Genomic DNA, 25,969 nt, shown 5'->3' with positions numbered 1-25,969 from the left:
ACACCACCGTGAAGGTCACCGCGAGCGCACTGTCGCTGAACGTCGCCGACCCCGTCGCGTCGGCCGAGTTCGCCACATCCCACCTGGGCTTCGTCGAGGAGATGGCCGCCGAGGGCTTCGTGTCACTGAAACGCGCGGACGTCGGCTTCAATCTGGTCTTCCTGAAGACCGGATTGGAGACATTCAAACCCGCGCGGATCGCCGGTGACGCCGGCCAGGGGCTGCTGATCGCACTCGTCGTCGACGGCATCGACGGCGAATACGAGCGACTGCAGGCGGAGGGCGTCCCGATCGTGACGCCCATCGAAACCGAGCCGTGGGGCGAACGCTACTTCCAGATGAGCGACCCGAACGGGGTGATCATCCAACTGGTCGAATGGGTGTAGCGGTCACACCGCAGCGAGAAACGGCTCGACGGCCGCGAGCACTTCGGTGCTCGCGGCCACCGCCGTCGAATGGTCGAAACCGGGCAGGATCGTCAGCGACGCATCGGGAATCAGCGCCGCCACCCGCCGGGTGTCGCCGATCCGCTCGGCGTCCTCCGAGCCGACGAACAGCAGGGTGGGGACGGCGATCCGGCGCAGGACGTCGTCGTCGACCCCCGGCTCCACACCGGAACGCCGCATGTACGCGGCGAGCGCCTCGGCGTCGTTCGCCAGGAACGCCGCTCGCGTCCCGGCGTCGATCGGCCACGCGCGCCGGGCATTCCACTGTCCCAGAAACGCCTCCATGCCGTCCCGTTCGAGGACGTCGATGCAGCCCGGGAAGAACAGCCGGTCGAACGCGCCGGCCTGCGGGAGGCTGCTGCCACCGCCGACGATCAGGCTCTCCAGGCGTTCGGGCGCGCCGACTGCCAACGCCAGCGCGACCCGGCCGCCGAGCGAATACCCCAGCACGTGCGCGCTGGGCAGCTCCAGGTGATCGAGGACCGCCAAGACGTCGCCGCTGAGCAGATCCATCGCATACGCGTCCTCGTCGTGCGGCTTGTCGCTGCGCCCGTGGCCCCGCAGATCGACCAGGATCAGCCGGTACCGATCACGCAGCGCAGCGACGTAACCGAACCCGCGCCAGATCGCGTGGGAGAGGGCCGTGCCGTGGACGAGGACGAGCGGTTCCCCGTCGCCGACCGTCCGATACGCGATCCGGACGCCGTCGACGGGATTGGTAGCGTGCTGCACCCGCCCAGTCTGCATCACGCGCGTCGCGGCTGACTCCCGGTGTGCACTCGGGCGCAGAGGTCGGGGGCGATACTGGTGGCATGCCGATTCCCCCGAACCCCGCGCTCGATCCCGAGGAACTGCTGGCCGTCGCGATCGCCGAGGCGGAACTCGGCAAACGGGAGGGCGGAATCCCGATCGGGGCCGCGCTGTTCGCCGCCGACGGAACCCTGCTGGGACGCGGTCGCAACCGGCGGGTCCAGCACGGCGACCCGTCCGTCCACGGCGAGACGGACGCCTTCCGTGCCGCCGGGCGCCAGCGCGACTACCGCTCGACGATCATGGTGACCACCCTGTCGCCGTGCTGGTACTGCAGCGGACTGGTCCGGCAATTCAACATCGGCGCCATCGTCGTGGGGGAGAGCGTCACGTTCACCGGCGGTCACGAATGGCTCCGCGAGAACGGCGTCGACGTCACCGTCCTGCGCGATCAGCACTGCATCGACCTGATGGCCGAATTCATCGAGAGCAGGCCCGCACTCTGGCACGAGGACATCGGCGTCGCCGAATAGCTCTCGCCCGTGCGCCTTTCTGGTAGCGGGAACTACCCGAAAGGCGCACAAGCGCGAAGCGCCTCCCCGGTCAGTTCCAGCCACCGGGTGACGCCGATGTCGTGGAGGAACTGCCGGTCGTGGCTGATTACGATCAGCGCGCCGCGGTAACTTCGCAGCGCCTGCGTGAGGTGCGCGAGGCTCGGCAGGTCGAGGTTGTTCGTCGGCTCGTCCAACAGCAGCAGTCGCGGGGCGGGCTCGGCCAGCAGGATGGTCGCGAGGGCGGCGCGCAGCCGTTCCCCGCCCGACAACGCGGACGCGAGAACATCGGAATCGTTGCCCCGGAACAGGAACCGGGCCAGCTGGGCGCGGATCTGTTCCTGCGAAGCGTGCGGCGCCGCCGCGGCCACGTTCTCGGCGACCGTCAGCGACTCGTCGAACACGTCGAGTCGCTGCGGCAGGGCCCTGAACGGCACCCGCGGTCCCGCCGCCACGACGGCGTCGAGCAGGGTCGTCTTCCCGACGCCGTTGCGTCCGACGAGGGCGATCCGCTCGGGACCGACCACGTCCAGCGTCACCTGCTGTCCGCTGCGCAGGCCTAGGTCCCGGACGGAGACCACCTCCTGGCCCGAGTACACCTCCGTGGCGGGCAGATCGATGCGCACCTCGCGGTCGTCCCGCAGGGCACTCTCCGCTTCCGTCAACGAATCCCGCGCCTCGTCGACCTTCGCGATGTGATTGTTCCGCAGCTTCCCCGCCGACTCCTGCGCCTGCCGCTTCCGCAGCCCCATCACGATCTTCGGCTCGCGCTTGTTCTCGAACATCTTCTGCCCGTACCGCTTACGACGGTCGATCTTGATGCGGGCCTCGACGAGTTCCCGCTTCTGCTTCTGCACGTCGCTGCGGGCGTCGCGCACCGCGGCCCGCGCGGCCTCCTGCTCCGCCTCGACGATCTCCTGGTACGCGCTGAAGTTCCCGCCGAACATGCGGATCTCGCCGGAGCGCAGGTCCGCGATCGACGTCATGAGGTCGAGCAGGGCGCGATCGTGGCTGACCACCAGCAGCGTGCCCGGAAACTGTTGCACCACCTCGTAGAGCTTGCTGCGGGACGCGCCGTCGAGGTTGTTGGTGGGCTCGTCGAGGAGCAGCACCTCCGGTTCCCTCAGCAGTTGCGCGGTGAGCCCGAGCAGCACGGTCTCACCGCCCGACAGGGTGCCGACGGTGCGGTCGAGGTCGGACGTGCTGCCGAGCACCCGCTCGAGACCGAGCCGGTGCAGGGTCGACACGGCCCGCTCCTCGATGTCCCAGCGGCCGGTCGCGGCATCGAAATCCTCGGGGGTGCCGTCGCCGGACTCGATGCGGTGCAACGCCGCCCGAAGATCGTCGATGCCGAGGATCCGGTCGACCTTCAGCGTGGGGTCGAGTGTGATGTCCTGCGGCAGGTACGCCACCTCGCCCTGCGCCGTCACCGACCCGCGGTCGGGACGCAGGCGCCCGGCGATCAGCCGGAGCAGCGTGGATTTGCCGGAACCGTTGAGGCCCACCAGGCCGGTGCGTCCGGGGCCGAAGACGGCGTCGAGGCCGTCGAAGACAGGCTCGCCGTCGGGCCAGGTGAACGTGAGGTCGGACAGGGACAGATGTGACTGGGCCATGGGGTACTCCCGAGGTGTGTGCGGATGAAGACTCGCGTGACTACCTCGTCAGGAGCAATGGACCGTTCCCCTCTGTCTGACGCGCCCGGTGCGCATCGGTGACGTTCACGATAGGACGCCGCCGATGCCCGCGCAATCGAATTAAATCTGGGGGCCGTCGGCCCTGAGTTCGTCCACCTTCGCCATGGCCTCGCGCAGTTCGGCCAGCCACTGTTCGCTGTGCTGGCCCGCCAGGCGGACCGTCCACATCAGCGCGTCCGACCGCGACCGCGCCACACCGGCGTCGACGAGCGTGTCGAGAACCTTGCGTTCGGGTTGGCGGAGCCGGGTCATCACCGGGACGGCGAGGTGGGTGAACAGCGTCTTGTGGTCGTCGAGGCTGACACCCCATGCGACCTTGCGCCCGTAGCGCCGCTCGGCCTCGTCCGCGATGCGCATCCGATCGCCTCGGGTCGTTTCGCGGAAGCGCGAGATGCGCCCCTCGATCGCGGCCTCGGAACCGGATTCGGCGGACTCGACGGGCGGCAACTCGCCGACCACCACGATCTCCTCCCGGTCGACCTCGACGGTCGCGGGGCCGGTGAACCAGTCGTCGGGGAGGCGGCCGGCGAACCACTCGGCCGCGTCGCTCGCGTCGGGGACGTCCGCCTGCTGCCATCCACCGGGGCGGCCGAAGCGGCGGGGGCCCGGACCTTGTGCGTTCTTCATGGCGTCCTCCTGGGAGCCGGGTGCCACCATCACTGTGATGCAGCACTGATTACATGATTACACCGATTGTTCGAAGCGCGCCACCACGTCAGGCATGATCGAGTCCGTGCGCACCTCAACCGTTCGTCACAGCCCCATCCGTCCCACCCCCACCCGGAAGGCGACCGCCGGAATCGCCGTCCTCGCGACGGTGCTCTCCGCCTGCGGACTCTTCGGGCCGGACCAGCCCGACACCGTGTCGCAGCAGTTCGCCGACGCCCTGAACAGCGACGACGTGCGGGCCGCCGCCGCACTCACCACCGATCCGGCCGCCGCCACCGCCGCGATCACGGCCATGTACGACGGGCTCGGAAACAAGGACGGCACGTACACCCGCACCGACGTGCAGGAGTCGGGCGACGACGGCGGAACGTTCACGATGGACGTGTCGTGGCCGTTCGCCCCGGGGCAGGAATGGAAGTACAGCACCACCGGCAACGCCACCAAGGACGGCGACGACTGGAAGATCGTCTGGGACCCGGCCGTGCTCGCACCCGGACTCACCGACGACACCACCGTCCGGTACACGACCACGACGGGCACACCGCCGAAGGTTCTCGCCGCGGGTGGCGCCCCGATCCTCGAACAGCAGGTCGTCACGCTGGTCAACCTCGACCAGGGCGCCGACACCGCCGCGGTCGCGTCGCTGCTGTCGCCCATCGCGCCGACCATCACCGCGGCCTCGCTCCAGCAGGATCTGGCCGGCGCCCAGGGCAAGCCGGTCACCGCCATCTCGCTGCGGGCCGAGGACCTGGCGCCGATCGAACCGCAGCTGCGGCAACTCGCCGGAGTCACGCTCGCCCCGCAGACCAGGCTGCTCAGCACGGACAAGGCGCTGGCATCGCCCACCCTGGCGGGGCTCGGCGACCTGTGGCAGCAGGGGCAGGACGCGTCCGCGGGCTGGGCGGTGCAACTGGTCGGTCAGGACGGTTCGGCGAAGAGCGTCGCGGGAGAGCAGGGCCCCGACGCCCCCGACATCGCGACGACCCTCGACCTCCCGATGCAGATGGCCGCAGAGCGGGCGCTCGCCGACGTCCCGCAGCAGGCCGCGATCGTCGCCCTGCGACCGTCCACGGGTGAGGTGCTCGCGGTCGCGCAGAACGCCCCGGCCGACGCGCTCGGCCCGATCGCGCTCACCGGCCTCTACCCGCCGGGATCGACGTTCAAGACGGTGACGACGTCCGCCGCGCTGCAGGCCGGCGCCGCCACCCCCGACACCGTCCTGCCCTGCCCCGGCACCGAGAACATCGAGGGCAGGCAGATCCCCAACGACGACGAATTCGACCTCGGCGCGGTCCCGCTGCACACCGCGTTCGCGCGGTCGTGCAACACCACCATGGGACGGCTCGCGGTCGGGCTGCCGCCCGACGCCCTGCAGAAGGCCGCGCTGCAGTTCGGGCTCGGCGTCGACTACGTCACGCCCGGACTGACCACCGTCACCGGCAGCGTGCCGATCGCCGACAGTCCCGCCGCCCGGGTCGAGTCCGGTATCGGGCAGGGGCAGGTGACTGCGTCGCCGTTCGGGATGGCTATGGTGGCCGCATCGATCGCGGACGGTTCCACGCCGGCGCCGATGATCGTGCAGGGGCAGCCCGGGACCGCCGACAAGACGGCGCCCGCCGTGCCTGCGAACGTCACGGCCGACCTCCGGACGATGATGCGTGAAACTGTGACGGGAGGTACCGCTACTGCGCTGCAGGACATTCCGGGACTTCTCGGCAAAACGGGCACGGCCGAGTCCGGAAGTGGTCCCGCTCACGGCTGGTTCGTCGGAATCAAGGACGACCTAGCATTTGCCGTCTTTATTGCAACAGGTGACAGTTCGGCCCCTGCTGTGCAGGCTGCGGGGCGTTTTCTTCGATAAACCCGTTCACGCGTTGCTGTTCGGGGATAAGTTGTGGCTCAACCGTAACTCCTTCGTAGGCAAATGGTGCTTGTTACGCATGTGACTGAAAGCAAGATGGTGGACATGGGGAATGGACGATCGCTTGGCCGCCGCAACAGATACGTGATCGCCCTGACGTCGGCTGTCGTTCTGGCGGTAATTCTGGCGTCGTGCGTGCTGTCGAAAGAGGAGGCGACCGCGCAATCGGTCGTCGACGATTTCGTCAACGCACTGAACGAGGGCGATGCCGCTGCCGCTGCAGCGCAAACCTCCTATCCCAACGCCGCGGAGACGGCGATTCAGCAGATGTTCGACGGACTCCATCCCGAGGACGCCAAGTTCGACGTGACCCAGTTCATGGATCTCGGCTCGGATTCCGGCTTCTTCACCGTCGGTGCCGCTTGGCATTTCGGTGAGGGCAAGGATTGGACCTATCAGGTTCAGGGCGGCGTGCGGAACCTGTCCGTCGGCTGGCGCATCTCCTGGGATCCGTCGATCCTCGCTCCCGACCTGGGTAACGGGCGCGTCGTCCGCTACGACCGGACGGACGCCGCACCGCCGCGGGTCTTCGACGCTGTCGGCGGGTTGCTCATGAACGAGCAGACCATCAACTCGGTCACCCTCGATCCCGCGACGATGCCTGATCCCGTCGCGACCACCCGGCGTCTGGCGGAGGTCCTCGAGCCAGTGGCTCCCCTCGTGACGGCCGACTCGATGATGGCGGAGATGGCCGAGAAGCCCGGCCAGCAGGTCACCGCCGTGCTGTTGCGCGACCAGGACTGGCAATTCCTCGAGGAGGACCTCGCGATCCCCGGCGTGATCACCATCAAGACGCCGAAGCTCATCACGTCGGATCGGCGCATCACGACGCCGCTGCTGGATCCGCTGCGCAAGGTGTGGCAGGCCAACCGGGACGCGACGGCCGGCTGGGCCGTCCACCTCGTCGACCCCGACGGCACGCTCATCCCTCAGGCCGGTTTCCAGGGCCCGCCCGGACCGGACATCGTCGCGACGGTGGACTCTCACCTGCAGCTGGCAGCCGAGGAAGCCGTCGTCAGCGTCGGCACCCCCGCGGCGATCGTCGCGATCCAGCCGTCCTCCGGCGCCGTTCTGGCCGCCGCGCAGAACAACCAGGCGATGGAGCAGGGGCCGATCGCGTTCCAGGGTCTCTACAACGCCGGATCGAACCTCGACCTGGTGAAGAGGGCCGCCGGACTGCAGAAGGGCGTCGACCCGTCGTCGCTGTCGATCGAAGACATCGAGAAGGCGGGCAATCAGCTCGGGCTCGGCATGAACTACAAGATCCCGGGCCTCGACCATCAGACCGCCGTCTTCACCGCCGACCAGTCGGGCATGAACCAGGTGATGAACCGCAAGGACAGCGACCTGCCCGCCGTCACGCCGTTCGGGATGGCCATGCTGGCCGCGTCGATCGCACGGGGCAGCGCGCCGGCACCGATGATCGTCCAGGGGCAGCCGGGCACCACCGACGTGGCCGCTCAGCCGCTTCCGGCGAACATCAACGACCAGTTGCGGGGCATGATGCGCGACAACGTCGTGCGGGGCGGGGCGTCGTTCCTCAACGGCTACCCGGACCTCATGGGCATGAACGGTGCGAGCGGCGACGACCGCTGGTTCTACGGCTCACGCGGCGATCTGGCCTTTGCGGTCTTCGTCGCCGACGCCGACGGTGGCGACCGCGCGGTGAAGATGACCGACATGCTCTTCCGTGAGATGGCGAAGCCGGCGAACTGACGGCGGGAACCGTCCGCGCTGAGGGAGTAAGTGAGCAAGGGTAAGTTTCTACCTTGTGTCCCTGCTTGATATCGGTCTTCTCGTCGTAGCGGGGTTCTTCGCCGGACTGGTCGGGTTCGTCACCGGCCTGGCGTCCATCGTGTCGTATCCCGCACTCCTCGCCGTCGGTCTGCCGCCCGTGACCGCCAACGTGACCAACACGGTCGCGATGGTGGCCGTCGGTGTCGGCGCGCTGTCCAACTCGACGCGGGAGGTCGCCGACACCGGTCCCAAGCTGTGGCGCTGGGCGCTGTACTCGGCGGCCGGCGGCCTGGTCGGCGCGGGAATCCTGCTGCTGGCGCCCGCGGGGTCGTTCGAGGCGATCGTCCCGTTCATGGTCGCGTTCGCCGCGCTGGCGCTGCTGCTGCAACCCCGCCTGCGTGCGCTGGCGGGCGGGCGGGACATGCCCCGCACCTACTCGGTGTCACTGTTCGTCGTCGCCATCTACGGCGGGTACTTCGGTGCGGGCGCCGGCGTCATCTTCCTGGCGATCGCCCTGATCCTCACGTCGGAGAAGATCTGGCGCGCGACCATCCTGAAGAGCTTTCTCCTCGGCGTCGCGAACCTGGTCGCCGCGATCGGGTTCGCGGCCTTCGGCCCCGTCCACTGGGGCGCCGCCGCCGCGATGGCGATCGGTGCCCTGGCCGGTGGATGGTGCGGCCCGCCCGTGGTCAGGCGGATACCGCCGTCCATCCTCCGCGTCGTCATCTCGATGGCGGGATTCGGCTTGGCCGTGTGGTTGTGGGTGCGCTGAGACAGTTTCTCGGCCCAGACGGTTCTCAGCGCAGACGGTTTTAGTGCACGCCCTTCATCAGACGTTTGATCCACGGTGCCCCGATGGCGAGCAGCACGCCCACGGCGATCGAGCCGAGCCCGACCGCGGTGAAGTACGGGACCTCGTTGTTCTCGTCGTAGTACTTGGCCAGCGTGCCCGCCATCGCGGTGCCCAGTGCGACGGACAGGAAGAACAACGCCACCATCTGGGTGTGGAACGCCTCGGGCGCCAGCTTGGTCGACAGTGACAGGCCCACCGGCGACAGCAGCAGTTCCGCGAACGTGAACAGCAGGAGGATGCCTGCGAGACCCAGCAGTGGTGCGCTGTTCGCGCCGCCACCAGACATCGGGATGAACGCCAGGAACGCGAGACCCATGATGATCGTGCCGGCCGCGAACTTGATCGGCGACGACGGCTGACGGGGGCCGAGTTTCGTCCATGCGGCGGCGAACACACCCGCGAAGATGATGATGAAGACCGGGTTGATGGACTGCACCCACGACGGCGGGAAGTCCCAGCCGAACAGGTTGCGGTCGAGTCGCTTGTCCGAGTAGACGGCGACGGTGGTGAACTGCTGCTGGAAGAGCGACCAGAATACGGCGCTGGCGATGAACATCGGAATGAACGCAAAGACGCGACTGCGCTCGACGGCCGTGATGCGGTGGCTGGTCAGCATGATCGCGAAATAGCCGATCGCCGCGACGATGGTGAGACCGACGACGATGTCCGACATGTTGGCGGCGGTGATCACTCCGGTGAGCGACAGGGCGGCGATCACGATCACCGCGCCGGCGCCGATCGCGATCCACTTGCTGCGCTGGTCGCGGGGGAGCGGGTTGGTCGGCTCGGCGCCCACACCCCGGAGATGCTTGCGGCCGAGCGTGTACTGGATCAGTCCGAGCGCCATACCGATCGCGGCCAGCGCGAAGCCCGCATGGAAGCCGATGGCGTCCTGCGCCCAGCCCGTCAGCAGCGGGCCGACCAGGGCGCCCAGGTTGATGCCCATGTAGAAGATGGAGAATCCGGCGTCGCGGCGCTCGTCCTGTTCGTCGTACAGATCGCCGACCAGAGACGTGGCGTTGGCCTTGAGCCCACCGCTACCGAACGCGACACAGACCAGGCCGATGCCCACACCCCACAGGCCCGGGAACACTGCCAGGGCGATGTGACCGAGCATGACGAGGATGGCGCTGTAGAACAGGGTGCGTTCGGAGCCGAGGAGACGGTCCGCGACCCATGCGCCCAAAATGGTGGACAGGTACACCGTGCCGCCGTAGGCGCCGACGATGCTGGTCGCGGACGATTCGGCGATTCCGAGACCGCCGTCGGCGGCCGAATAGTAGAGGTAATAGATCAGGATGCCCTGCATCCCGTAGAAGGAGAATCGCTCCCACATCTCGACGCCGAACAGGTTCGCGAGGGCGAACGGCTGGCCGAAGAAACCGCGGTCGGACCGCCGCTCGTCCCGGGCCGGATCGATGGTGTCACTCATGGGAAAACTGTCTCACCTCAAGCGGAAGTTCGTGTGCCGTCGGGGCGGATTCGCTGCGATCAGGTGGTGGCGCGCGCCTTCGTCACGATCTTCGCGACGGCCCGCCAGCCGACGAGGAACACGGCGAGGACGGTGCCCGCCACGATGATGAAACTGAACGCCGTCCCCTGGCTGCTCACCACGCGCAACAGCATGCCCACCACGAGCGTCGACAACCACACCACGATGCCCGTCGGGACGATGAGTAACGCGTCGAACTTGTCGCGGTAGAGCGCGATGGTCGCGAGCCAGCCGACCGCCAGACCGGACAGGAACGGCCAGGCCGTGGTCGCCAGGCCCGTCAGGGCGTTGGCTTCGTCGTGACTGCGGCGGCCGATCGCGCAGAACACGATGACGAGGACGACGTCCAGGGCGAGCGCGGGGAGGTACTTCTTCACACGGCCAGCCTAGAGGTGGCGCCGTCGCGGAGTTCCGGCCGATCGGTTTCACGACGACCGCGCCCCGTCGTCCGGGTGGACGACGGGGCGCGGGTGGTGCGGGTGGGTCAGGCCTGCAGGGCGGCCTCGATCTCGAGGGTGATGGTGATCTTGTCGCCGACGACGGCGCCGCCGCCTTCGAGGGGCATGTCGATGGTGATGCCGAAGTCCTTGCGGTTGAGGACGGTGGTGGCTTCGAAGCCGGCGACCGGCCCGTTGCCCATGCCGGGGTTGACGCCGTTGAACTCGAGGGCGAGCTCGACCTGCCGGGTGACGCCGTGGAGGGTGAAGTCGCCGTCGATCACGTAGTCGTCGCCCTTGGCGCGGACGGCGGTGGAGGTGAAGGTGGCGGTGGGGTACTGCGCGGCGTCGAAGAAGTCGGCGGACTTGATGTGGGCGTCGCGGTCGGTGTTCTTGGTGTCGATGGAGGCGACCTGGATTTCGGCGGTGACGGCGGTGGTGCCGTCCTCGGCGACGGTGATGGCGCCGGCGAAGTCGTTGAAGGTGCCGCGGACCTTGCTGACCATGAGGTGGCGGACGGAGAAGCCGACGGTGGAGTGGACGGTGTCGATGGCCCAGGTTCCGGCGGTGAGGTTGGGGAGGGTGGCGGTGGCGGTGGTCATGAAAACTCCTCGGATCGTCGACGCAAGTAATTGAATGTTCAAGTTCTTGCTGATTCAACTATTGCCGGCGGGGATTTCTTCCACCTTCGGCATGTGTCCTCCGTCACATCCGGCAGGTGAGTGGCAAAGCGTGTCCGGGGACGCTTTCTCACTCACGTGGGGGGAGGCAGGCGCGCGCGGCGGCGAGCACGGTGGCCCCGGCCGCGTCGAGCGGTTCGGTGCTGCGGAGCGCGCGGGCGAGCACGAACGCGCCCTCCAGGCTGGTGACGAATCCAAGGATCAGGCGCCTCGCATCGGCCTCGCCGAACCCGCGGGACCGCAGCAGCGCGCTGCCGGAGTCGATCCAGCTCGTGAACACATCCGCCGTGGCGACGCGGAGCACCTCGTTGGTGCTCGCGACCTCGAGTGCGACCGTGGCAATGGGGCAGGCGTCCGCGTAATCGGTGGCCACCAGGGTCTCGCCCGCCAGCCGGAACCCGACCTCGATCCCCTCGAGGATGTCGGGATGCGCGTCGAGGATGGAGAACACCAGCCGCGCGTACTCCTCGCCCGACGTCCGGATGACCTCCTCTCCGAGCTGCTGCTTTCCGCCCGGGAAGAAGTGGTAGATCGACCCGAACGGGGCACGGGCCTCCGTCGCGACCTGCTTGAGTCCGGTCCCGGTGTAGCCGTTGCGGCGGAACAGGTCGCTGCTGGTGCCGAGGATCCGGGCCTTGGTGTCGTTCACTTTTCTGCCTCCGACCGTTGTGCTCGGTGCGCACCCCATCGTAACGTGATTCTCAGTAGAACGATCTATCAAGTGGGGTGAGCGCCATGAAGCAGATCGAACTCTCCGCAGGCATCGTCGAGTACGACGACACCGGAGGCGACGGCCCCGTCCTCGTGTTCATCTCCGGCCTGACGATCGACGGCACCGTGTGGCGGCACGTGGTGGAGCGACTCGTCCCGGACTTCCGCTGCGTTCTCCCCACGCTCCCACTCGGCGCGCACCGCATTCCGATGCGCGCCGACGCCGACCTCTCGTTACGCGCCCTCGGGCTGCTCATCGGTGAGTTCCTCGAGCGGCTCGACCTGACCGACGTCACGCTCGTGCAGAACGACTGGGGCGGCGCGCAGGTGTTGATCGCGCTCGGCGACACCAGCCGCGTCGGGGCCCTCGTCCTCACCCCGTGCGAGGCGTTCGACAACTATCCGCCGGGGATTCCCGGTCGTGCGATCGGCCTCGCGGCGGCGGTCCCCGGTGGCCTCGCCCTGACCATGCAGGCGCTGCGATTCCGGGCCATGCGCCGCGCTCCCGCGGCGTGGGGGTGGATGAGCAAGCGTCCCGTACCGAAAGCGGTGATGGACGGCTGGTTCCGGCCCGCGACCACCGATCGCCGGATACGCCGGGACCTGCGCAAGTACACGACGTCGCTTCCGCCCAAATCGACGCTGCTGGAATGGGCGGAAGCGAACCGGAACTTCGACCGGCCGGTCCTCATGCTGTGGGCGGTCGAGGACAAGGTGATGCCTCGCGACCACGGTCGGCGGCTGGCCGAGCTGTACCCGAACGCCCGACTGCGGGAGGTCGAGGACAGTTACACGTTGATGCCCGAGGACCGGCCGGACGTGGTGGCGGAGGCTTTGCGGCTCCGCCACCCGTGAGTACTTATTAACGTCCGGCGGTTAACAAGTACTCACGGCTGGGAGTCGGGCTCGGCGTCCGTGGAGTGCTGCGTCCGGTTGGTGGTCGGGGTCGACTGCTCCCGGCGTTCGAATTCGAGGTCCATCTCCAGATCCTCGTGCTGGTTGTGCCGGAACAGGATGAAGAACACCACCCAGCCGACCAGTGCGACGAGGATGTAGCTCACGACGCGGTAGACGAACACGGCCGCGAGGGCCTGCGACGCGGTGGCCCCCGCCGCGGTCAGGGTGGCGATCAGGGTGCCGTCGACGAACCCCAGCCCGCCCGGTGCGAGGGGAATGCTGGCCACTGCCTTGGCCGCGGCGAACGCGATCAGCAGGCCCGCGAACGACGGTTCCGCGCCCACCGCCCAGCACGCGAAACCGAGGCATGCGACGTCGGCGAGCCGGTGCACCGCCGACCACCCGAACGTGATGATCGAATCCTTGCGTCTCAGCTCGACCGAATCGAGCTGGCTCAGGATCTCCCGCCACCGCTCGGCGCCGGCTTCGGGGGGGTTCTTGCGGAACTTGTTGTACCGGGCGAGCACCCACAGCCCGATCGACTCGATGGAGTCGGGGTTACGTGAGATGTATCGCAGCGCGTAGAACAGGCCGAACGCGGCCACCAGCGACAGCGCGAGGGTGACCGGACTCACCTTGGTGCCCACCGCGAATGCGCCCGCGGCGCCGAGAAGCGCGAGGCTGCCCGCGGCGATCACGCCCGAGATCGCCAGCTGCCACGACGCCACGATGGGGGTGGCGCCCCACTTGCGGGTCTGCTTGTAGGTGAAGGCGGTGGAGAACACCTGACCGGCGGGCAGGCTCACGGCCATCGCGGTGCTCGCGTAGATCACGGACACCGACTTCAGCTGGGTGACGACGACGCCGCCCGCCTGCAAGAGTCGCTGCTGGACCGCTCCGTACCCGCTCAGGGACACCGCCTGGGCTGCGATGCACGCCGCGACCCACCCCCAGTGGATCTCGGTGAGCGCTTTCCACGAGTCGCTGAGTGTGGGCCACAGATAGATTCCCTCGACAGTCAGCAGCGCCAGGAGGCCGGCGCCGAGTAGCCATTTGATCCACCAGTATCGGCTTCGCTGCCGAGGATGCTCGGCAGTGGGCGGGTCGGATCGAGGCTGTGCCACCTGGCCAGCGTAACCAACGGGTAGCGGATTACTCCGGATAGTCCTCCGGCCAAGCCAGATGGGTGTTGCGGCGACGGCCCCGCAGCTGGACCTGTTCGCCGAGTTCCCAGTGCGCCTGTTCGTCGTCGTCCGCGAAATACAGGGCACTCGTCGACGCCAGCACGCGGCTGGGGTGCAGCTTGGCGAGTTCGGTGAGCCGCGACGCCTCGTTGACGGGGTCTCCGATCACCGTGTACTCGAAGCGTTCGGCGGCGCCGATGTTGCCGGCGACGGCGAGGCCCGCGGAGACGCCGATGCCGACGTCGAGGCCGGTGATCTCGTTCAGCGCGAACCGCAGCTCGCGGGCGGCGGCCAGTGCTGCCGTCGGTGCGTCGGGGCGGTCGAGTGGGGCGCCGAAGATCGCGAGCGCCGCGTCGCCCATGAACTTGTTGACGAAGCCGTGGTGCCGGTCGATCACGTCGACGACGACGCGGAAGAACTCGTTGAGCAGGTTCACGACCTCGCCGGGGGGACGCTCCGCGGCGGCGCCGGTGGAGCCGACCATGTCGACGAACAGCACGGCGACGAACCTCGTCTCGCCGCCGAGTTCGGTGCCGAACTGCAGTGCCCGCCGCGCCACGTCCTCACCGACGTGCTGGCCGAACAGTTCACGCAGCAGCCGCCGCTCGTCCGACTCGCGCATCATTCGGTTGAACCCGACCTGCAGTCGCCCGACCTCGCTGCCGTCGAACACCTCGACGCGGACGTCGGTGGCGCCGCGCTGGACGCGTTCGATGGCCCGCCGAAGCTGCTTGATCGGGTCGGAGATCTGGCTGGCCGTCAGCATCGACAGCGCGAACGCCTGCGCGATCGCGATGATCGACAGCAGCATGATCGCCCACGCGAGCGCGTCCGGGGAGAACACCAGGTCGGTGGTTATCTGCGTCACGCACAGCAGGATGATGCCGATGACGGGCATCAGCGTTCCGAGCCCCCACGTCATCGCCATCCGGGTGCCGACGCCGGGGGCCATGGTCCGGTCGAACTCGCCCTCACTGAGCGCGCGGGCGGCCACGGGACGCAGGATGCGTTCGCCGAGCATGTACGTGAAGCCGAACGTGGTGGTCGCGGCCATGCAGACGGTGACGATCACCGCGACCGCCAGTTCCGGCATCTCGGTGATGGTGAGCAGCACGAAGATGATGCCGCCGAGGATCCACAGCACCAGGTGCACGATCGCCTGCCGCAGCGGCGCGTGCAGCGCCGACATCTGCTCGCTGCGCGTCGGCGGACCACCCCGCAACTGCCAGCGGACCACCGATCGCAGCATCATCGCGGCGGCCGTCAGACTCACCACGGCGGCGAACGCGAGATAGCCGCCGAAGATCGCGACGTTGCGGACCCGGTCGGCCATGATGGCTGCCGATTCGGGGATCGGCACCCCGTATCGCACGAAGGCGAACACGAGGATGGCGCCGATGAAATTGGCGAGGAGCATCGAGATCATATAGAGCGGCCATCTGCTGCGGACCGTCGCCGCGATCGCTCTATAGGATTTCCGCACGCCGTTCAATTTAGCGGGGGGTGTACCGGGTGGCGTAGGACACGTCCCCTAAACGGCGCGTATGCGTGCCCTGCGCACGTGTTTCCCGCGCGAAGCACCCGGTGCCGCCCGAACCCCGATACGCTCCGCAGGTGAACGCGAACGAGCAACGCTCGGACACTGCCGCGGTAACACAGGGCGGGGGTCACCCCTCGGCGTCGGTGCACCCGGTGGTGCGGGTGGCGGCCGAGTGGACGTGGCGGCTACTGGTCATCTTCGCCGGTCTGCTGACCCTCGGATACATCGTGACCAGGCTCGACACCGTCCTCATCCCGGTGGGCCTGGCGCTCCTGGCGTCGGCGCTGCTGGTGCCCCTCGTCGACTGGCTGCAGGGCAAGGGGGTGCCGCGGTCGGCCGCCGTCCTCGTCGTCCTCATCGGTTCGATCGGCATCGTCGCCGGGATCATGACGTTCGTCGTCGAGCAGTTCATCGAGGGTCTCCCCGGCCTCACCGAACAATTCGAGGCGAGCGTCACACAGATCCAGGGGTGGCTCACGGACGGCCCGTTCCACTTCAGCGAGGACCAGATCCGGCAGGCCGGCGATTCGGTGGTCAAGTCGATCCAGGAGAACCGGCAACAGCTGACGAGTGGCGCACTGACCACCGCCACGGTCGTCGGCGAGATCTTCACCGGCGCCCTGCTGACGCTGTTCACCCTCATCTTCTTCCTCTACGGCGGCTCCCAGATCTGGGAGTTCGTCACCCGCCTCGTCCCCACCAGGTCACGGCGGCGGGTCCGGCTGGCGGGAAGTGAGGGGTTCGGCTCGCTGATCGGGTACGTCCGGGCCACGGTCGCGGTCGCTGCCGCGGACGCCATCGGGATCGGCGCGGGACTCGCGATCCTCGGCGTTCCGCTCGCGCTGCCGCTGGCGTCGCTCGTGTTCATCGGCGCGTTCATCCCGATCGTCGGTGCGTTCCTCACCGGGTTCCTCGCGGTGCTCGTGGCGCTCGTCACCAAGGGATTCCTCACCGCGCTGATCGTGCTCGGCATCATCATCGGGGTGATGCAACTCGAGGCCCACGTGCTGCAGCCGCTGCTGCTCGGCCGCGCGGTCCGGTTGCACCCGCTCGCGGTGGTGCTGGCCATCACCACCGGCATCGTCCTCGCCGGGATCGTCGGCGGTCTGCTCGCGGTGCCGATCGTGGCGCTGCTGAACACGGCGGTGCGGTCGTTGCTGTCCGCGGACCCGGAAGCCACCTACGACGCGCTCGAGGTCGACGACCCGTCGGTCCCGCTCTATCCCGCCCAGGCCGACACACCGCCTCACCACGACGACCCGCACTCGGAGAACCCGGCGCAGACCCATGACCGACGAGAGTGAACACCGCAGCCGCCTGCACTACCGGCCGCGAGCCGCGACCGAACTCGACACCCACCCGGACGCCCCGCTGTGGCGTGCGGCGCAGGCGTTCCGCCTCGTCACACTGGTGTACGCGATCAGCTACCAGATCGTGTCCGTGCAGTACTACACCCATCAGCGGCTGAGCTGGTTCCTCGTCGCCCTGATGGCGGTGTGGTCAGGGCTGTCGGCGGTCCTGCTGTCCCACGGAAAGGTCCCGCGCTACCAGGTCGTGATCGCCGACCAGCTGATCGTCATCGCGTTGATGGCGTCGACGCGGCTCGTCTCCGATCCGGAGTGGTACAACCACCATCAGACGCTGCCGACGACGCTGTGGGTCACCAACGCGGTGATCTCCGCCGCCGTCTTCGGCGGGCCGTGGCTCGGCATGGCGTCCGGGGTGCTCATGGCGACCGTGAGCGCGGTGGTGCGCGATCAGATCAACCTCGACCTGTGGAAGGACGCGACGGCCCCCGTCCTGGTGTCGGTGGGGTTGGCGCTCGGGCTCGCCACCACCACCGCGAGGCGCGCGCAGGCCCAGCTGGAGCAGGCCGTGCGGTTGGCTGCCGCCACCGAGGAACGGGAACGACTCGCCCGCGAGGTGCACGACGGCGTCCTGCAGGTGCTCGCGCTCGTCCGTCGCCGGGGCAACGAGATCGGCGGGCCCGCAGCCGAACTCGCGGAGCTCGCCGGAGAACAGGAGGTGGCGCTGCGCATGCTCATCTCCGAGCAGGGCGCGGGTGTCGCGTCGGATCTGGGTGGTAGCGCGATCGACGTGCGACTGCTGCTGGGCACGCGGGCGAGCACCACGGTGTCCGTGTCGACCCCGGCGGATCCGGTGACGATCGAGCGCGGCCGGGCGACCGAACTCGTCGCGATCGTCGACACGGCACTGTCCAACGTCGCGTTGCACGCGGGGACCGGCGCCAGGGCGTACGTGTTGCTGGAGGATTTGGGCGCCGAGGTGATCGTCAGCGTCCGCGACGACGGCAGCGGCATCGCCCCGGGACGGCTGGCCGAAGCGGAGGCCGAGGGGCGCATGGGAGTATCGAAATCCATTCTGGGCCGCGTCGGCGCGCTCGGCGGCACCGCCGAACTCGACACCGAACCCGGCCAGGGCACCGAATGGGAGATCCGCGTGCCGAAGGGAGACGAAACACATGGGTGACCCGGAGACCGGCGAGCAGATCACCGTGATGGTCGTCGACGACCACCCGATGTGGCGGGACGCCGTGGCCCGCGACCTCGACGGCGCCGGGTTCAGTGTGGTCGCCACGGCGGACGGCGTCGCGGCCGCGGGACGGCGGGCGGCGGCGACGCGTCCCGCTGTCGTCCTCATGGACATGCAACTGCCGGACGGCAACGGGGCCGCGGCCACCGCCGCCGTCCTGGACGTGTCGCCGGACAGCCGGGTACTGGTCCTGTCCGCCTCGTCCGAGCGCGACGACGTCCTCGACGCCGTCAAGGCCGGCGCGTCCGGGTACCTCGTGAAGAGCGCGTCCGTCGAGGAACTGCTGGACGCGGTGCGGGCCACCGCGGCCGGGCAGGCGGTGTTCACGCCGGGGCTCGCGGGACTCGTGCTGGGGGAGTACCGCCGAATGTCGAGCGCGCCCGCAGACGAGCAGGGCCCCGCCGTCCCCAAGCTGACGGAACGGGAGACGGAGGTGCTGCGGTTCGTCGCGAAAGGGCTCAGCGCCAAGCAGATCGCGACCAAGCTGTCGCTGAGTCACCGCACCGTCGAGAACCACGTCCAGGCCACGCTCCGCAAGCTGCAGTTGGCCAACCGCGTCGAGCTGACCAGGTACGCCATCGAGCAGGGCCTCGAGTAGCCGTGAGTACTTGTTAACCGCCGGACGTTAATAAGTACTCACGGGCGCTAGCCTGGTCGGTATGGAGGCACGGGACCTACGCGTATCGGATGCGGAACGGGAACACGTCGGCGAACTGCTGCAGCGGGCGGTGGGCCAGGGGATGCTCTCGCTCGGCGAGTTCACCGAACGGATGGACACGGCACTCGCCGCGAAGACGCGCGCGGAGCTGAACGTCGTCCTGGTGGATCTGCCGGGGATCCAGTTGATCTCCGAGTTCACGCCGCCGCCGTACCCCGACCAGCCGTACGTGTCCCGTCCGGTGCCACCGGTTCCGCCGACCGTGCACCGGTCACCGGCACCGCCGCCCGGTGATGTCGTCCGGGGCCGGATGTCGTCGGTCAGCCGCACCGGCTCGTGGACCGTTCCCCCCGCACTCGAGGTGAACACCCGGCTGTCGACGGTGACGCTCGACTTCACACGCGCCGTCATGTCCACGCAGGTGGTGCACGTGACGATCGACGACTACGCGAGCACGATTTCGCTGGTCGTGCCGGAGGAGGCGACCGTCGACCTCAACGGCGTCGAAACGGTCGGCGGTTCCGCGACCAACAAGGTGCGGACCGGACCTCCCATCGGCCCGCTGCACGTCGTCGTCCGCGGCAAGGTCCGGTTTGGGAGCGTGACCGCCAAGCATCCCTTCGGCACGTCGATTCGCCGCATGTTCGGGTAGCACGACGCAGGTCTCTCGAGTAGGCCTACTCATGTGTGGGCGGCGTCGCCGCAGGACGATTGATCCATGTCCACACCTGGTATTCCTTCAGTCGACCCCCGGCTCGTCGCGCAGCTGTCCGGCGACTTCTCGGCGCTCGGTCAGCAGATGCGTCACGTGGGTGAGAACCTCGCCGTCCTGCAGGCGCAACTCGCGAGCGTCCCGCGGCCCCAACCGCAACCGCAGCCTGCACCCCAGCCCCAGCCCCAGCCCCAGCCCCAGCCCCAGCCCCAGCCCCAGCCGGTGCCGCAGCCGATGTACCGGCCGCCGGTGGCGCAGACTGCCCCGGCGCCGCCGCCCGCACCGGCCGTCCCGTACCCGCCCGCTCCCGCGCCGCAGCCCCGGGTGGTTCGCGAACCCTGGTGGCAGCGCGACGGGATGATCAGCCGCGTGCTCGCCGTCGCGGGTGTCGCCGTCACCCTGATCGGTGTGGTGATGCTGCTCGTGCTGGCGGCGCAGGCCGGGTTCTTCGGCCCGGAACTGCGGGTGGTGGCGGGTGGGCTGTTCTCGGCGGGTCTCGTCGTCGCCGGTGCCCGCGTCTTCGGACGTCCCGGCGGCCGGGTCGGCGGGATCGCGCTCGCGGCAACGGGTATCGCCGGCGCCTACCTGGACGTCGTGGCCGTGGCGGTCGTCTATCACTGGCTGCTGCCGGTGCTCGCGATGGTCGTGGCACTCGGGATCGCGGGAGCCGGTGTCGCACTGGCGGTCAGGTGGGGTTCGCAACCCCTCGCGCTGCTCGTGGTGACCGGCGCCGCCGTACTCGCTCCCGTGCTCACCGACGGCATCACGCTCACCCTCATCGGGTTCCTGTTCGTGATCCAGGTCGCGAGCTTCCCGGCGCAACTCGGTCGCGACTGGCTGTACCTGGCGATCGCGAGGACGTGCCCGGTGGTGATCGCACTGCTGATCGCGATCGCGAACACCGGACTCGACGACCGGCCGGAGCGGTTCTGGCTGCTGGCCTCCGCCGCACTGGTTGTCTTGGTCGGTCTCGTGTCGTCGATCATCTTGCTGCGCAGCAACTCCCGCGACGTCACCGCGACCGCGATGATCGTCACGACGGCCGTCCCGATGCTGGTGATCGGTCACCTCTTCGACCGGCTCGGGTCCACGCTGATCGCGCTGGCACTGGCCGCCGCGATGTTCGCCGCGTTCGCGGTGGCCCGGTCGTTGCCGAACCACGCCCGGATCGCGCTGGCCGGCGTGGGTACCCTCGCGCTGCTCGAAGCCTGCCTCACCGGGTCGAGCGAAGACCTCGCACCGCTCGTCCTGCTCGGGGTCGCGGCACTGTTCCTCACCGTCGGCGGGCAGGCGGAGTCGCGGATCGCCTACGCCGTCGGTGCCGTCTTCACGGTCGTCGGCGGATTGGCCTTCGTGATCACCGCGCCGCCGTTCGTCCTCGTCGACGAGTACCAGGCGCTCGACGCACTCGGCGTGACCACGGTGCTGTCGTCACTCGTGCTGGCGGGAACCGTCTTCCTGTTCGTCTGGTACGCGCACACACTGAAACTGCTGAGCACCGCCGGCGCCCAGCCGTGGTGGGTGCTCGCCGGACTGGTGATCCTGTACGCCGTCACCACCGCGACGGTGTCCGCGGGGACGGCGCTCACCGGGACGTCCGCAGGCTTCATCGCCGGACACTGCGCGGCGACCATCGCATGGATGGCGGCAGCGACGGCGGCCCTGGTGTTCGGACTGGCGCGACGCGACTACGCCCACACCGCGCTCGGCGTCGGACTGGGACTGACCGCCGCGGCGCTGGCCAAACTGTTCCTGTTCGACCTGGCCACCCTCGACGGACTGTTCCGCGTCCTCGCGTTCCTGGTGGTGGGCCTGCTGCTGCTCCTCGCCGGCACCCGCTACGCGCGTGAATTCGCGGAGCGGGAGGCCGGACGGGAAACGCCGAACGGCTCCGTCAGCGCCGGTTCTGCCGAGCGATGAGTTCGCTGACGCTGACGGCGTTGGTGTCGTCCGCGCGGTGCCTGCCGCTCGAGGCGTCGTCCGGATCGACCGGCGGCTCCTCGGCGCGGCGGCGCGAGCCGTTGGTCGGGGCACCGTTTGCCGGAGCACCGTTGGCCGGGCTCCCGTTGGCAGGCGTGCCATTGGTGCGCCTGCCGCCGTTGACGGGTTCCGCAGGCTCGGCGGCGCGACGCCGCGACGGGATCGGCGGCACCGGGCGGGCAGGAGACGACTGGGGGGTCTCCTGCTCGTACGGTGCCGGCACCGAGCGCGGCGAGCGGGTCGGCAATGACGGTGCCGACGCGCTCGATCGCGGTTCGGCGGGCGAGGAGATCGGCCGCGGTTCGGCGGCCGACGTGGACCGCAGGTCCGCGAGCCAGCTCTCGATGGGACGCGACTCGGTCGCCGGACCCGGGGCGGGGGCCGCCGCCTGGCGGGGCCGGGGAGCGGGACGCGACTGCGGTGCAGGGCGCGGCGCCGGCGTGGGACGGGACTGCGTCGGTGCCGGACGCGGGGGAGCGGGCTGCGGCAGCGCGGTGGTCTGCGGTTCCGCGGCCGGCTCCTCGATCTCCACCGGCGGCCGGGCGGGGCGGCCGGTCGCCGACCGCCGGGCCTCGTCCTGCGCCCGGCGTGCCTTCTCGTCGTCCTCGGACATCTTCGCGGCCAGCGCCCGTGCGGTGACCAGCGGGATCGGCTCGGTGAGCGGTTCCGGTTTCCGGGGTGCGGGCGGGGCCGCGAGCTTGCGCTGCGGCGGGACGGCACCGATCGGGGTGAGCTCCGGGACGTCGGTGGGCATCAACTCGTTGTCGAGGATCGGCTCGCCGAGACCGGTCTTCTCCTGGATCCGTTTCATCCACGCCGGCGCCCACCAGCAGTCATCGCCGAGCAGTTTCATCGTGGCGGGGACGAGGAACATGCGGATGAGGGTCGCGTCGATGATGAGCGCGGCGATCATGCCGTAGGAGATGTATTTCATCATCACGAGTTCGGAGAACCCGAACGCGCCGGTGACGACGATGAGGATGAGCGCGGCCGCGGTGATGATGCGGCCCGTGTGCGCGGTGCCGATGCGGATCGACTCCGTCGTACTGGCCCCCTGCGCCCGCGCCTCGACCATCCGGGAGAGCAGGAACACCTCGTAGTCGGTGGACAGGCCGTAGACGATCGCGATGATCAGCACCAGCACCGGCGACATGATCGGGCCGGGGGTGAAGTTCAGCCACTCCGAACCGTGACCGTCGATGAAGATCCACGTCAGGATGCCGAGCGTGGACCCGAGGCCCAGCGCGCTCATCAACGCCGCCTTGATCGGCAGCACCAGCGAGCCGAACGTCAGGAACATCAGCAGCGTCGTCAGGAAGAGGACGGAGATCACCATCGTGGGCAGGTGGTCGAGCAGCGCCGAGATACTGTCCTGCTCGATCGCCGGGGTGCCGCCCACCAGCACTTGGACGCCGTCCGGGCTGTCCATGGCACGCAGATAGTCGATGGTCGGCTTGGACTCGTTGCGGTCGACGAGTCCCGCCTTGAGGACGACCACCCCGTCCTTGGCCGCGCCCTCCGGGGTGAACCGCTCGATCAGACCCGGCGCGCCACTGGCTTCCTTGATGATCTGGCCGAGCGCCTTGTTGTCGGCGTCGGACACCACGAGCTTGACCGGTTCGGTGCGCAGATTCGGGAAGATCTCGTCGAACTGTTCCTGCGCCGCGCGGGTCGTGCTGTCCGGGGGCAGGTAGGTCTCGTTGATGCCACCGAACTTGATGCCCGTCAGCGGCACGATCAGCAGGAGCAGGCCGACGACGATCGGAATGGTGACCTTGAGCGGGTTGCGCATCACCCAGCGGGTGAGCCGGCCCCAGATACTCGCCTCGATCTCCTCGGTGTTCTTCGTCTGACGGAAACGGTCGAGGCTGAGGGCGTCGACGCGCTTGCCGAGGATGCCGAGGATCGCGGGCAGGATCGTGATCGACGTCAGCGCCGCGAGGCCGACGGTCGCGATGGCGCCGTAAGCGACGGATTTCAGGAAGCCCTGCGGGAACAGCAGAAGTCCGCCGAGGCTGGCGACGATCATCGTCGCCGAGAAGACCACGGTGCGGCCCGAGGTCATCACCGTTCTGCGGACGGCGGCGCGGGTGTCGTACCCCTCCGCCATCTCTTCTCGGAACCGGCTGACGATGAACAACCCGTAATCGATGGCCAGGCCCAGACCCACGAGGGAGACCACGGGCGCGACGAACGAGTTGACCTCGGTGAAGTTGGTGATCAGCCGGACGATGCCGTTGGCGCCGACCACGGTCAGGCCGCCGATGATCAGTGGGAGCGCCGCCGCGATGACACCACCGAACACGAAGAACAGCAGCACACCCACGGCCGGGATCGCGAGGAGCTCCATCCGCCGGATGTCCGTGGCCATCGTGTCGTTGAGCGCACCCGACACGGGCTGGAGACCGGCGAGTTGCACGTCGACGCCGTCGATGTAGAACTCGTCCTTGACGTCGCGGAAATTGGCCGTGACCTCGGTGTCGTTGTCGCCGACGATCGCGACGCTCTCGATCGCATGCTGCTTGTCGGCGTCCGCGGCGGACGCCAGCTGCGGTGCGGTTCCGACCTTGAAGTAGCCGCCGTTGATCTTGAGGATCTTGTCCGGGTGTTCCGCCGCCAGCCGCTCGAGGTTCGCGACGACCTTCGCCTGGAACTCGGGGTCCTCGATCGTCTTGCCCTCGGGGGCCGTATAGAGCGCGACGACGTCGCTGTTGGTGTCGCGACCGAAGGTGCCGTCAGCCAGCTTGGCTGCGGCGACCGACTCCGAGCCCGGATCGTCCCAGCCGCTCTGGCTGAGATGCTTCTCGAGGCCCAGGCCGTACGCGGCCGAACCGAGCAACAAGGCAACCATGATGCCGATGACGGTGAATCGGGCCCGGTAGACGACGCTTCCCCAGCTCGCGAACACAGATCAACTCCTACTCGGCAGCACTCTTCCGCCCGACGAGCAGGGCGGAAAGCGGTCGGAACGGCTGCAACCAGGCACCCTCGTCGGGCAGTGTGTCGAGGCTGACCCGAGGCAGTGGCTCCCGGAACACGCCGGGGATGTCCTCGAGATCGACGAAGTCCAGAAGGTCGGACGCGACCGCCCAGCTGGCGTGCTCGCGGAACCCGAGTATCTGGACCGGAATGCCGGTCGCGGCGATGTCCTCCAACGGTTCGCGAAATGCTTGACCGTCGGCGGAGGCGACCATGACACCGGCCAGCCCCTCGCCGTGACGAAGCGCGATGTGGTCCAGCATGTCGGAGTCGACGTCGCTGTCCTCATCGATCTTCGGCTTGGCGAACACCGCGAAACCCACATTACGCAAGGCTTCGACCCACGGTCTCACGACATCGGCGCTGCCAGCCGCGATGTTGGTGAAGACCGTCGCCTCGGGTTCGAGTGTGTCGGTGCCGGACGCGGACAGTTCGGCGGTCCGGGAGAGCAGCCAGCGGCCGAGTGCGTCGAATCGTGGCCGGTAGGCGGCCGTGGGCCTGCCGCCGAGGATGGCGCCGAGACCCATGTCGAGGTTGGGTGCGTCCCAGACGAGAAGGACCCGCTTCTGGTGGCGCCCGTCACGTGCACCCACCGCGGGAGATGCTGACGACACCGCGGTGCCTGCCGGGGCGGTGCCGGCTGTGTCGGTGTATTGCTCGCTGACGCTCATGACCTGATCTTCCCCCAAATCAACTCGGTGATCGCACTGCCGACCTGGTGGGCCTTGTCCTCGAACTTCGTCACCGGACGCTCGTGCGTCATGGGTGACTCCCAGTCGAGGGAGGTCAGGAGGGGTTCCGCGTTGCCTGCCTCGGCGATGGCCTCGGCGTACTCGGCGTGATCTGTTGCGACATGCAACACACCGCCGGCCTTCAGCCTGCTCGCGATGAGGGCGAAAGTGGGGGCCTGCAGCAGGCGGCGCTTGTGATGGCGGGCCTTCGGCCACGGGTCCGGGAAGAAGACACGGACTCCGGTGAGCGATTCCGGTTCGATCATGTTCTCCAGGACATCCATGGCGTCGCCGCGCAGGACCCGGATGTTCGGGATCTCGTCCCGTTCGATCTGTTGGAGCAACTGTGCGAGCCCGGGCCGGTAGACCTCGACGGCCATGAGGTTCACGTGCGGTTCGGCCTTCGCCATCGCCGCGGTGGCGGTACCCGTGCCCGAGCCGATCTCGAGGATCAGGGGCGCGTCGCGGCCGAACCACGACGGCGCGTCCAGTCGGTTGTCCGAGACGTCCGCGCCGATCACGGGCCATTGCCGGTCCCACGTCTCCTGCTGGGGAGCGGTCAGAGCGCCCCTGCGCGAGCGGAAACTTGTCACCCTCGGGTGGAGACGGGACCCCTTCGAGTCCTTCGTCTGCCCCTCCTCGGGGACGGCGGGTGCATCCTGATCAGCGTGGTTCACCGGACCATTGTCACGCATGAGGGGCGTTTCTGGCATACGGGTCTGAAGTTCACCTTGAGACTTTTTCGGTAATCCGGTGCCCAGCCTGCACGGTTGCCCACGCCGATTCGGGGTGAG

The 25,969-nt window shown here is 68.6% G+C and carries 23 protein-coding genes; 11 read left to right on the top strand and 12 right to left on the bottom strand.

Going from position 1 to position 25,969, the window contains the following annotated elements:
* Nucleotides 1-8: 8 nt before the first annotated feature.
* A complete protein-coding gene (locus tag JWS13_RS16315; RefSeq protein ID WP_206006577.1) occupies nt 9-386 on the top strand; it encodes a VOC family protein in 378 nt (125 codons plus the stop codon).
* A 3-nt stretch (nt 387-389) separates the two neighbouring features.
* Here JWS13_RS16315 and JWS13_RS16310 read toward each other — a convergent pair whose 3' ends face one another.
* Nucleotides 390-1,193: an alpha/beta fold hydrolase gene (locus JWS13_RS16310; protein ID WP_206011628.1), complete on the bottom strand. Its 804-nt coding sequence runs from the start codon at nt 1,191-1,193 to the stop codon at nt 390-392.
* A 65-nt stretch (nt 1,194-1,258) separates the two neighbouring features.
* On the opposite strand from JWS13_RS16310, the gene JWS13_RS16305 reads away from it, so the two are divergent.
* The gene (locus JWS13_RS16305; RefSeq protein WP_206006576.1) at nt 1,259-1,729 is read left to right on the top strand and encodes a nucleoside deaminase; all 471 of its coding nucleotides are present in this window, start codon (nt 1,259-1,261) and stop codon (nt 1,727-1,729) included.
* 32 nt (nt 1,730-1,761) lie between these two features.
* On the opposite strand, the gene JWS13_RS16300 is transcribed toward JWS13_RS16305, so the two are convergent.
* Both JWS13_RS16300 and JWS13_RS16295 read right to left on the bottom strand, forming a co-directional pair.
* The gene (locus JWS13_RS16300; RefSeq protein ID WP_206006575.1) at nt 1,762-3,360 is read right to left on the bottom strand and encodes an ABC-F family ATP-binding cassette domain-containing protein; all 1,599 of its coding nucleotides are present in this window, start codon (nt 3,358-3,360) and stop codon (nt 1,762-1,764) included.
* 141 nt (nt 3,361-3,501) lie between these two features.
* Nucleotides 3,502-4,068, bottom strand: a complete 567-nt coding sequence (locus tag JWS13_RS16295; protein ID WP_206006574.1) for a hypothetical protein — start codon at nt 4,066-4,068, stop codon at nt 3,502-3,504.
* Nucleotides 4,069-4,162: 94 nt separating this feature from the next.
* Between JWS13_RS16295 and JWS13_RS16290 the strand changes: the two genes are divergently transcribed.
* From JWS13_RS16290 to JWS13_RS16280, 3 genes are all read left to right on the top strand, one after another.
* A complete protein-coding gene (locus JWS13_RS16290) occupies nt 4,163-5,971 on the top strand; it encodes a penicillin-binding transpeptidase domain-containing protein (RefSeq protein ID WP_206006573.1) in 1,809 nt (602 codons plus the stop codon).
* Between the two features lie 96 nt (nt 5,972-6,067).
* Entirely contained in the window at nt 6,068-7,747 is a 1,680-nt protein-coding gene (locus JWS13_RS16285; RefSeq protein ID WP_206011627.1) for an NTF2-like N-terminal transpeptidase domain-containing protein, read from the top strand.
* A 55-nt stretch (nt 7,748-7,802) separates the two neighbouring features.
* A complete protein-coding gene (locus JWS13_RS16280; protein WP_087556780.1) occupies nt 7,803-8,540 on the top strand; it encodes a sulfite exporter TauE/SafE family protein in 738 nt (245 codons plus the stop codon).
* 40 nt (nt 8,541-8,580) lie between these two features.
* Here the strand turns inward: JWS13_RS16280 and JWS13_RS16275 are convergent, their stop codons facing one another.
* From JWS13_RS16275 to JWS13_RS16260, 4 genes are all read right to left on the bottom strand, one after another.
* On the bottom strand, nt 8,581-10,053 hold the full coding sequence (locus JWS13_RS16275) for a peptide MFS transporter (RefSeq protein ID WP_206006572.1): 1,473 nt from the start codon (nt 10,051-10,053) through the stop codon (nt 8,581-8,583).
* Between the two features lie 59 nt (nt 10,054-10,112).
* The gene (locus JWS13_RS16270; protein WP_206006571.1) at nt 10,113-10,490 is read right to left on the bottom strand and encodes a DUF3054 domain-containing protein; all 378 of its coding nucleotides are present in this window, start codon (nt 10,488-10,490) and stop codon (nt 10,113-10,115) included.
* A gap of 107 nt (nt 10,491-10,597) precedes the next feature.
* On the bottom strand, nt 10,598-11,152 hold the full coding sequence (locus tag JWS13_RS16265) for a YceI family protein (RefSeq protein ID WP_206006570.1): 555 nt from the start codon (nt 11,150-11,152) through the stop codon (nt 10,598-10,600).
* A 148-nt stretch (nt 11,153-11,300) separates the two neighbouring features.
* The gene (locus JWS13_RS16260) at nt 11,301-11,879 is read right to left on the bottom strand and encodes a TetR/AcrR family transcriptional regulator (RefSeq protein WP_124392564.1); all 579 of its coding nucleotides are present in this window, start codon (nt 11,877-11,879) and stop codon (nt 11,301-11,303) included.
* An 86-nt stretch (nt 11,880-11,965) separates the two neighbouring features.
* Between JWS13_RS16260 and JWS13_RS16255 the strand changes: the two genes are divergently transcribed.
* Nucleotides 11,966-12,796: an alpha/beta fold hydrolase gene (locus tag JWS13_RS16255; protein ID WP_206006569.1), complete on the top strand. Its 831-nt coding sequence runs from the start codon at nt 11,966-11,968 to the stop codon at nt 12,794-12,796.
* Between the two features lie 32 nt (nt 12,797-12,828).
* On the opposite strand, the gene JWS13_RS16250 is transcribed toward JWS13_RS16255, so the two are convergent.
* Both JWS13_RS16250 and JWS13_RS16245 read right to left on the bottom strand, forming a co-directional pair.
* Nucleotides 12,829-13,962: a lysylphosphatidylglycerol synthase transmembrane domain-containing protein gene (locus tag JWS13_RS16250; protein ID WP_206006568.1), complete on the bottom strand. Its 1,134-nt coding sequence runs from the start codon at nt 13,960-13,962 to the stop codon at nt 12,829-12,831.
* Nucleotides 13,963-13,990: 28 nt separating this feature from the next.
* On the bottom strand, nt 13,991-15,448 hold the full coding sequence (locus JWS13_RS16245) for an adenylate/guanylate cyclase domain-containing protein (protein ID WP_072947540.1): 1,458 nt from the start codon (nt 15,446-15,448) through the stop codon (nt 13,991-13,993).
* Between the two features lie 188 nt (nt 15,449-15,636).
* On the opposite strand from JWS13_RS16245, the gene JWS13_RS16240 reads away from it, so the two are divergent.
* The 5 genes from JWS13_RS16240 (at nt 15,637) to JWS13_RS16220 (ending at nt 21,405) form a co-directional block, all read left to right on the top strand.
* Complete coding sequence (locus JWS13_RS16240; RefSeq protein ID WP_206006567.1) at nt 15,637-16,866, top strand: AI-2E family transporter; 1,230 nt, start codon at nt 15,637-15,639, stop codon at nt 16,864-16,866.
* Entirely contained in the window at nt 16,850-18,052 is a 1,203-nt protein-coding gene (macS, locus tag JWS13_RS16235) for a MacS family sensor histidine kinase (RefSeq protein WP_124392558.1), read from the top strand. The genes JWS13_RS16240 and macS overlap by 17 nt, the downstream gene beginning before the upstream one ends.
* Nucleotides 18,045-18,713: a response regulator gene (locus tag JWS13_RS16230; RefSeq protein WP_206006566.1), complete on the top strand. Its 669-nt coding sequence runs from the start codon at nt 18,045-18,047 to the stop codon at nt 18,711-18,713. The genes macS and JWS13_RS16230 overlap by 8 nt, the downstream gene beginning before the upstream one ends.
* Before the next feature lie 61 nt (nt 18,714-18,774).
* On the top strand, nt 18,775-19,425 hold the full coding sequence (locus tag JWS13_RS16225; RefSeq protein WP_206006565.1) for a DUF1707 SHOCT-like domain-containing protein: 651 nt from the start codon (nt 18,775-18,777) through the stop codon (nt 19,423-19,425).
* Between the two features lie 66 nt (nt 19,426-19,491).
* Complete coding sequence (locus JWS13_RS16220) at nt 19,492-21,405, top strand: DUF2339 domain-containing protein (protein ID WP_206006564.1); 1,914 nt, start codon at nt 19,492-19,494, stop codon at nt 21,403-21,405.
* On the opposite strand, the gene JWS13_RS16215 is transcribed toward JWS13_RS16220, so the two are convergent.
* From JWS13_RS16215 to trmB, 3 genes are read right to left on the bottom strand one after another with little or no spacing between them, the layout of a single operon-like run.
* Entirely contained in the window at nt 21,380-24,373 is a 2,994-nt protein-coding gene (locus JWS13_RS16215; protein ID WP_206006563.1) for an MMPL family transporter, read from the bottom strand. The genes JWS13_RS16220 and JWS13_RS16215 overlap by 26 nt on opposite strands.
* Before the next feature lie 10 nt (nt 24,374-24,383).
* Nucleotides 24,384-25,115 carry an NYN domain-containing protein gene (locus tag JWS13_RS16210; RefSeq protein ID WP_206006562.1) on the bottom strand — a complete coding sequence of 244 codons (732 nt, stop codon included), beginning with the start codon at nt 25,113-25,115 and terminating at the stop codon, nt 24,384-24,386.
* Nucleotides 25,112-25,888, bottom strand: a complete 777-nt coding sequence (gene trmB / locus JWS13_RS16205) for a tRNA (guanosine(46)-N7)-methyltransferase TrmB (RefSeq protein WP_179220066.1) — start codon at nt 25,886-25,888, stop codon at nt 25,112-25,114. The genes JWS13_RS16210 and trmB overlap by 4 nt, the downstream gene beginning before the upstream one ends.
* Nucleotides 25,889-25,969 lie beyond the last annotated feature (81 nt).

Origin of the sequence: Rhodococcus pseudokoreensis (genome assembly GCF_017068395.1) — a bacterium.
Classification (GTDB): Bacteria; Actinomycetota; Actinomycetes; order Mycobacteriales; family Mycobacteriaceae; genus Rhodococcus_F; species Rhodococcus_F pseudokoreensis.
Note: the sequence above shows the minus strand (reverse complement) of the source record. Positions and strands in the feature narration are given on the sequence as shown.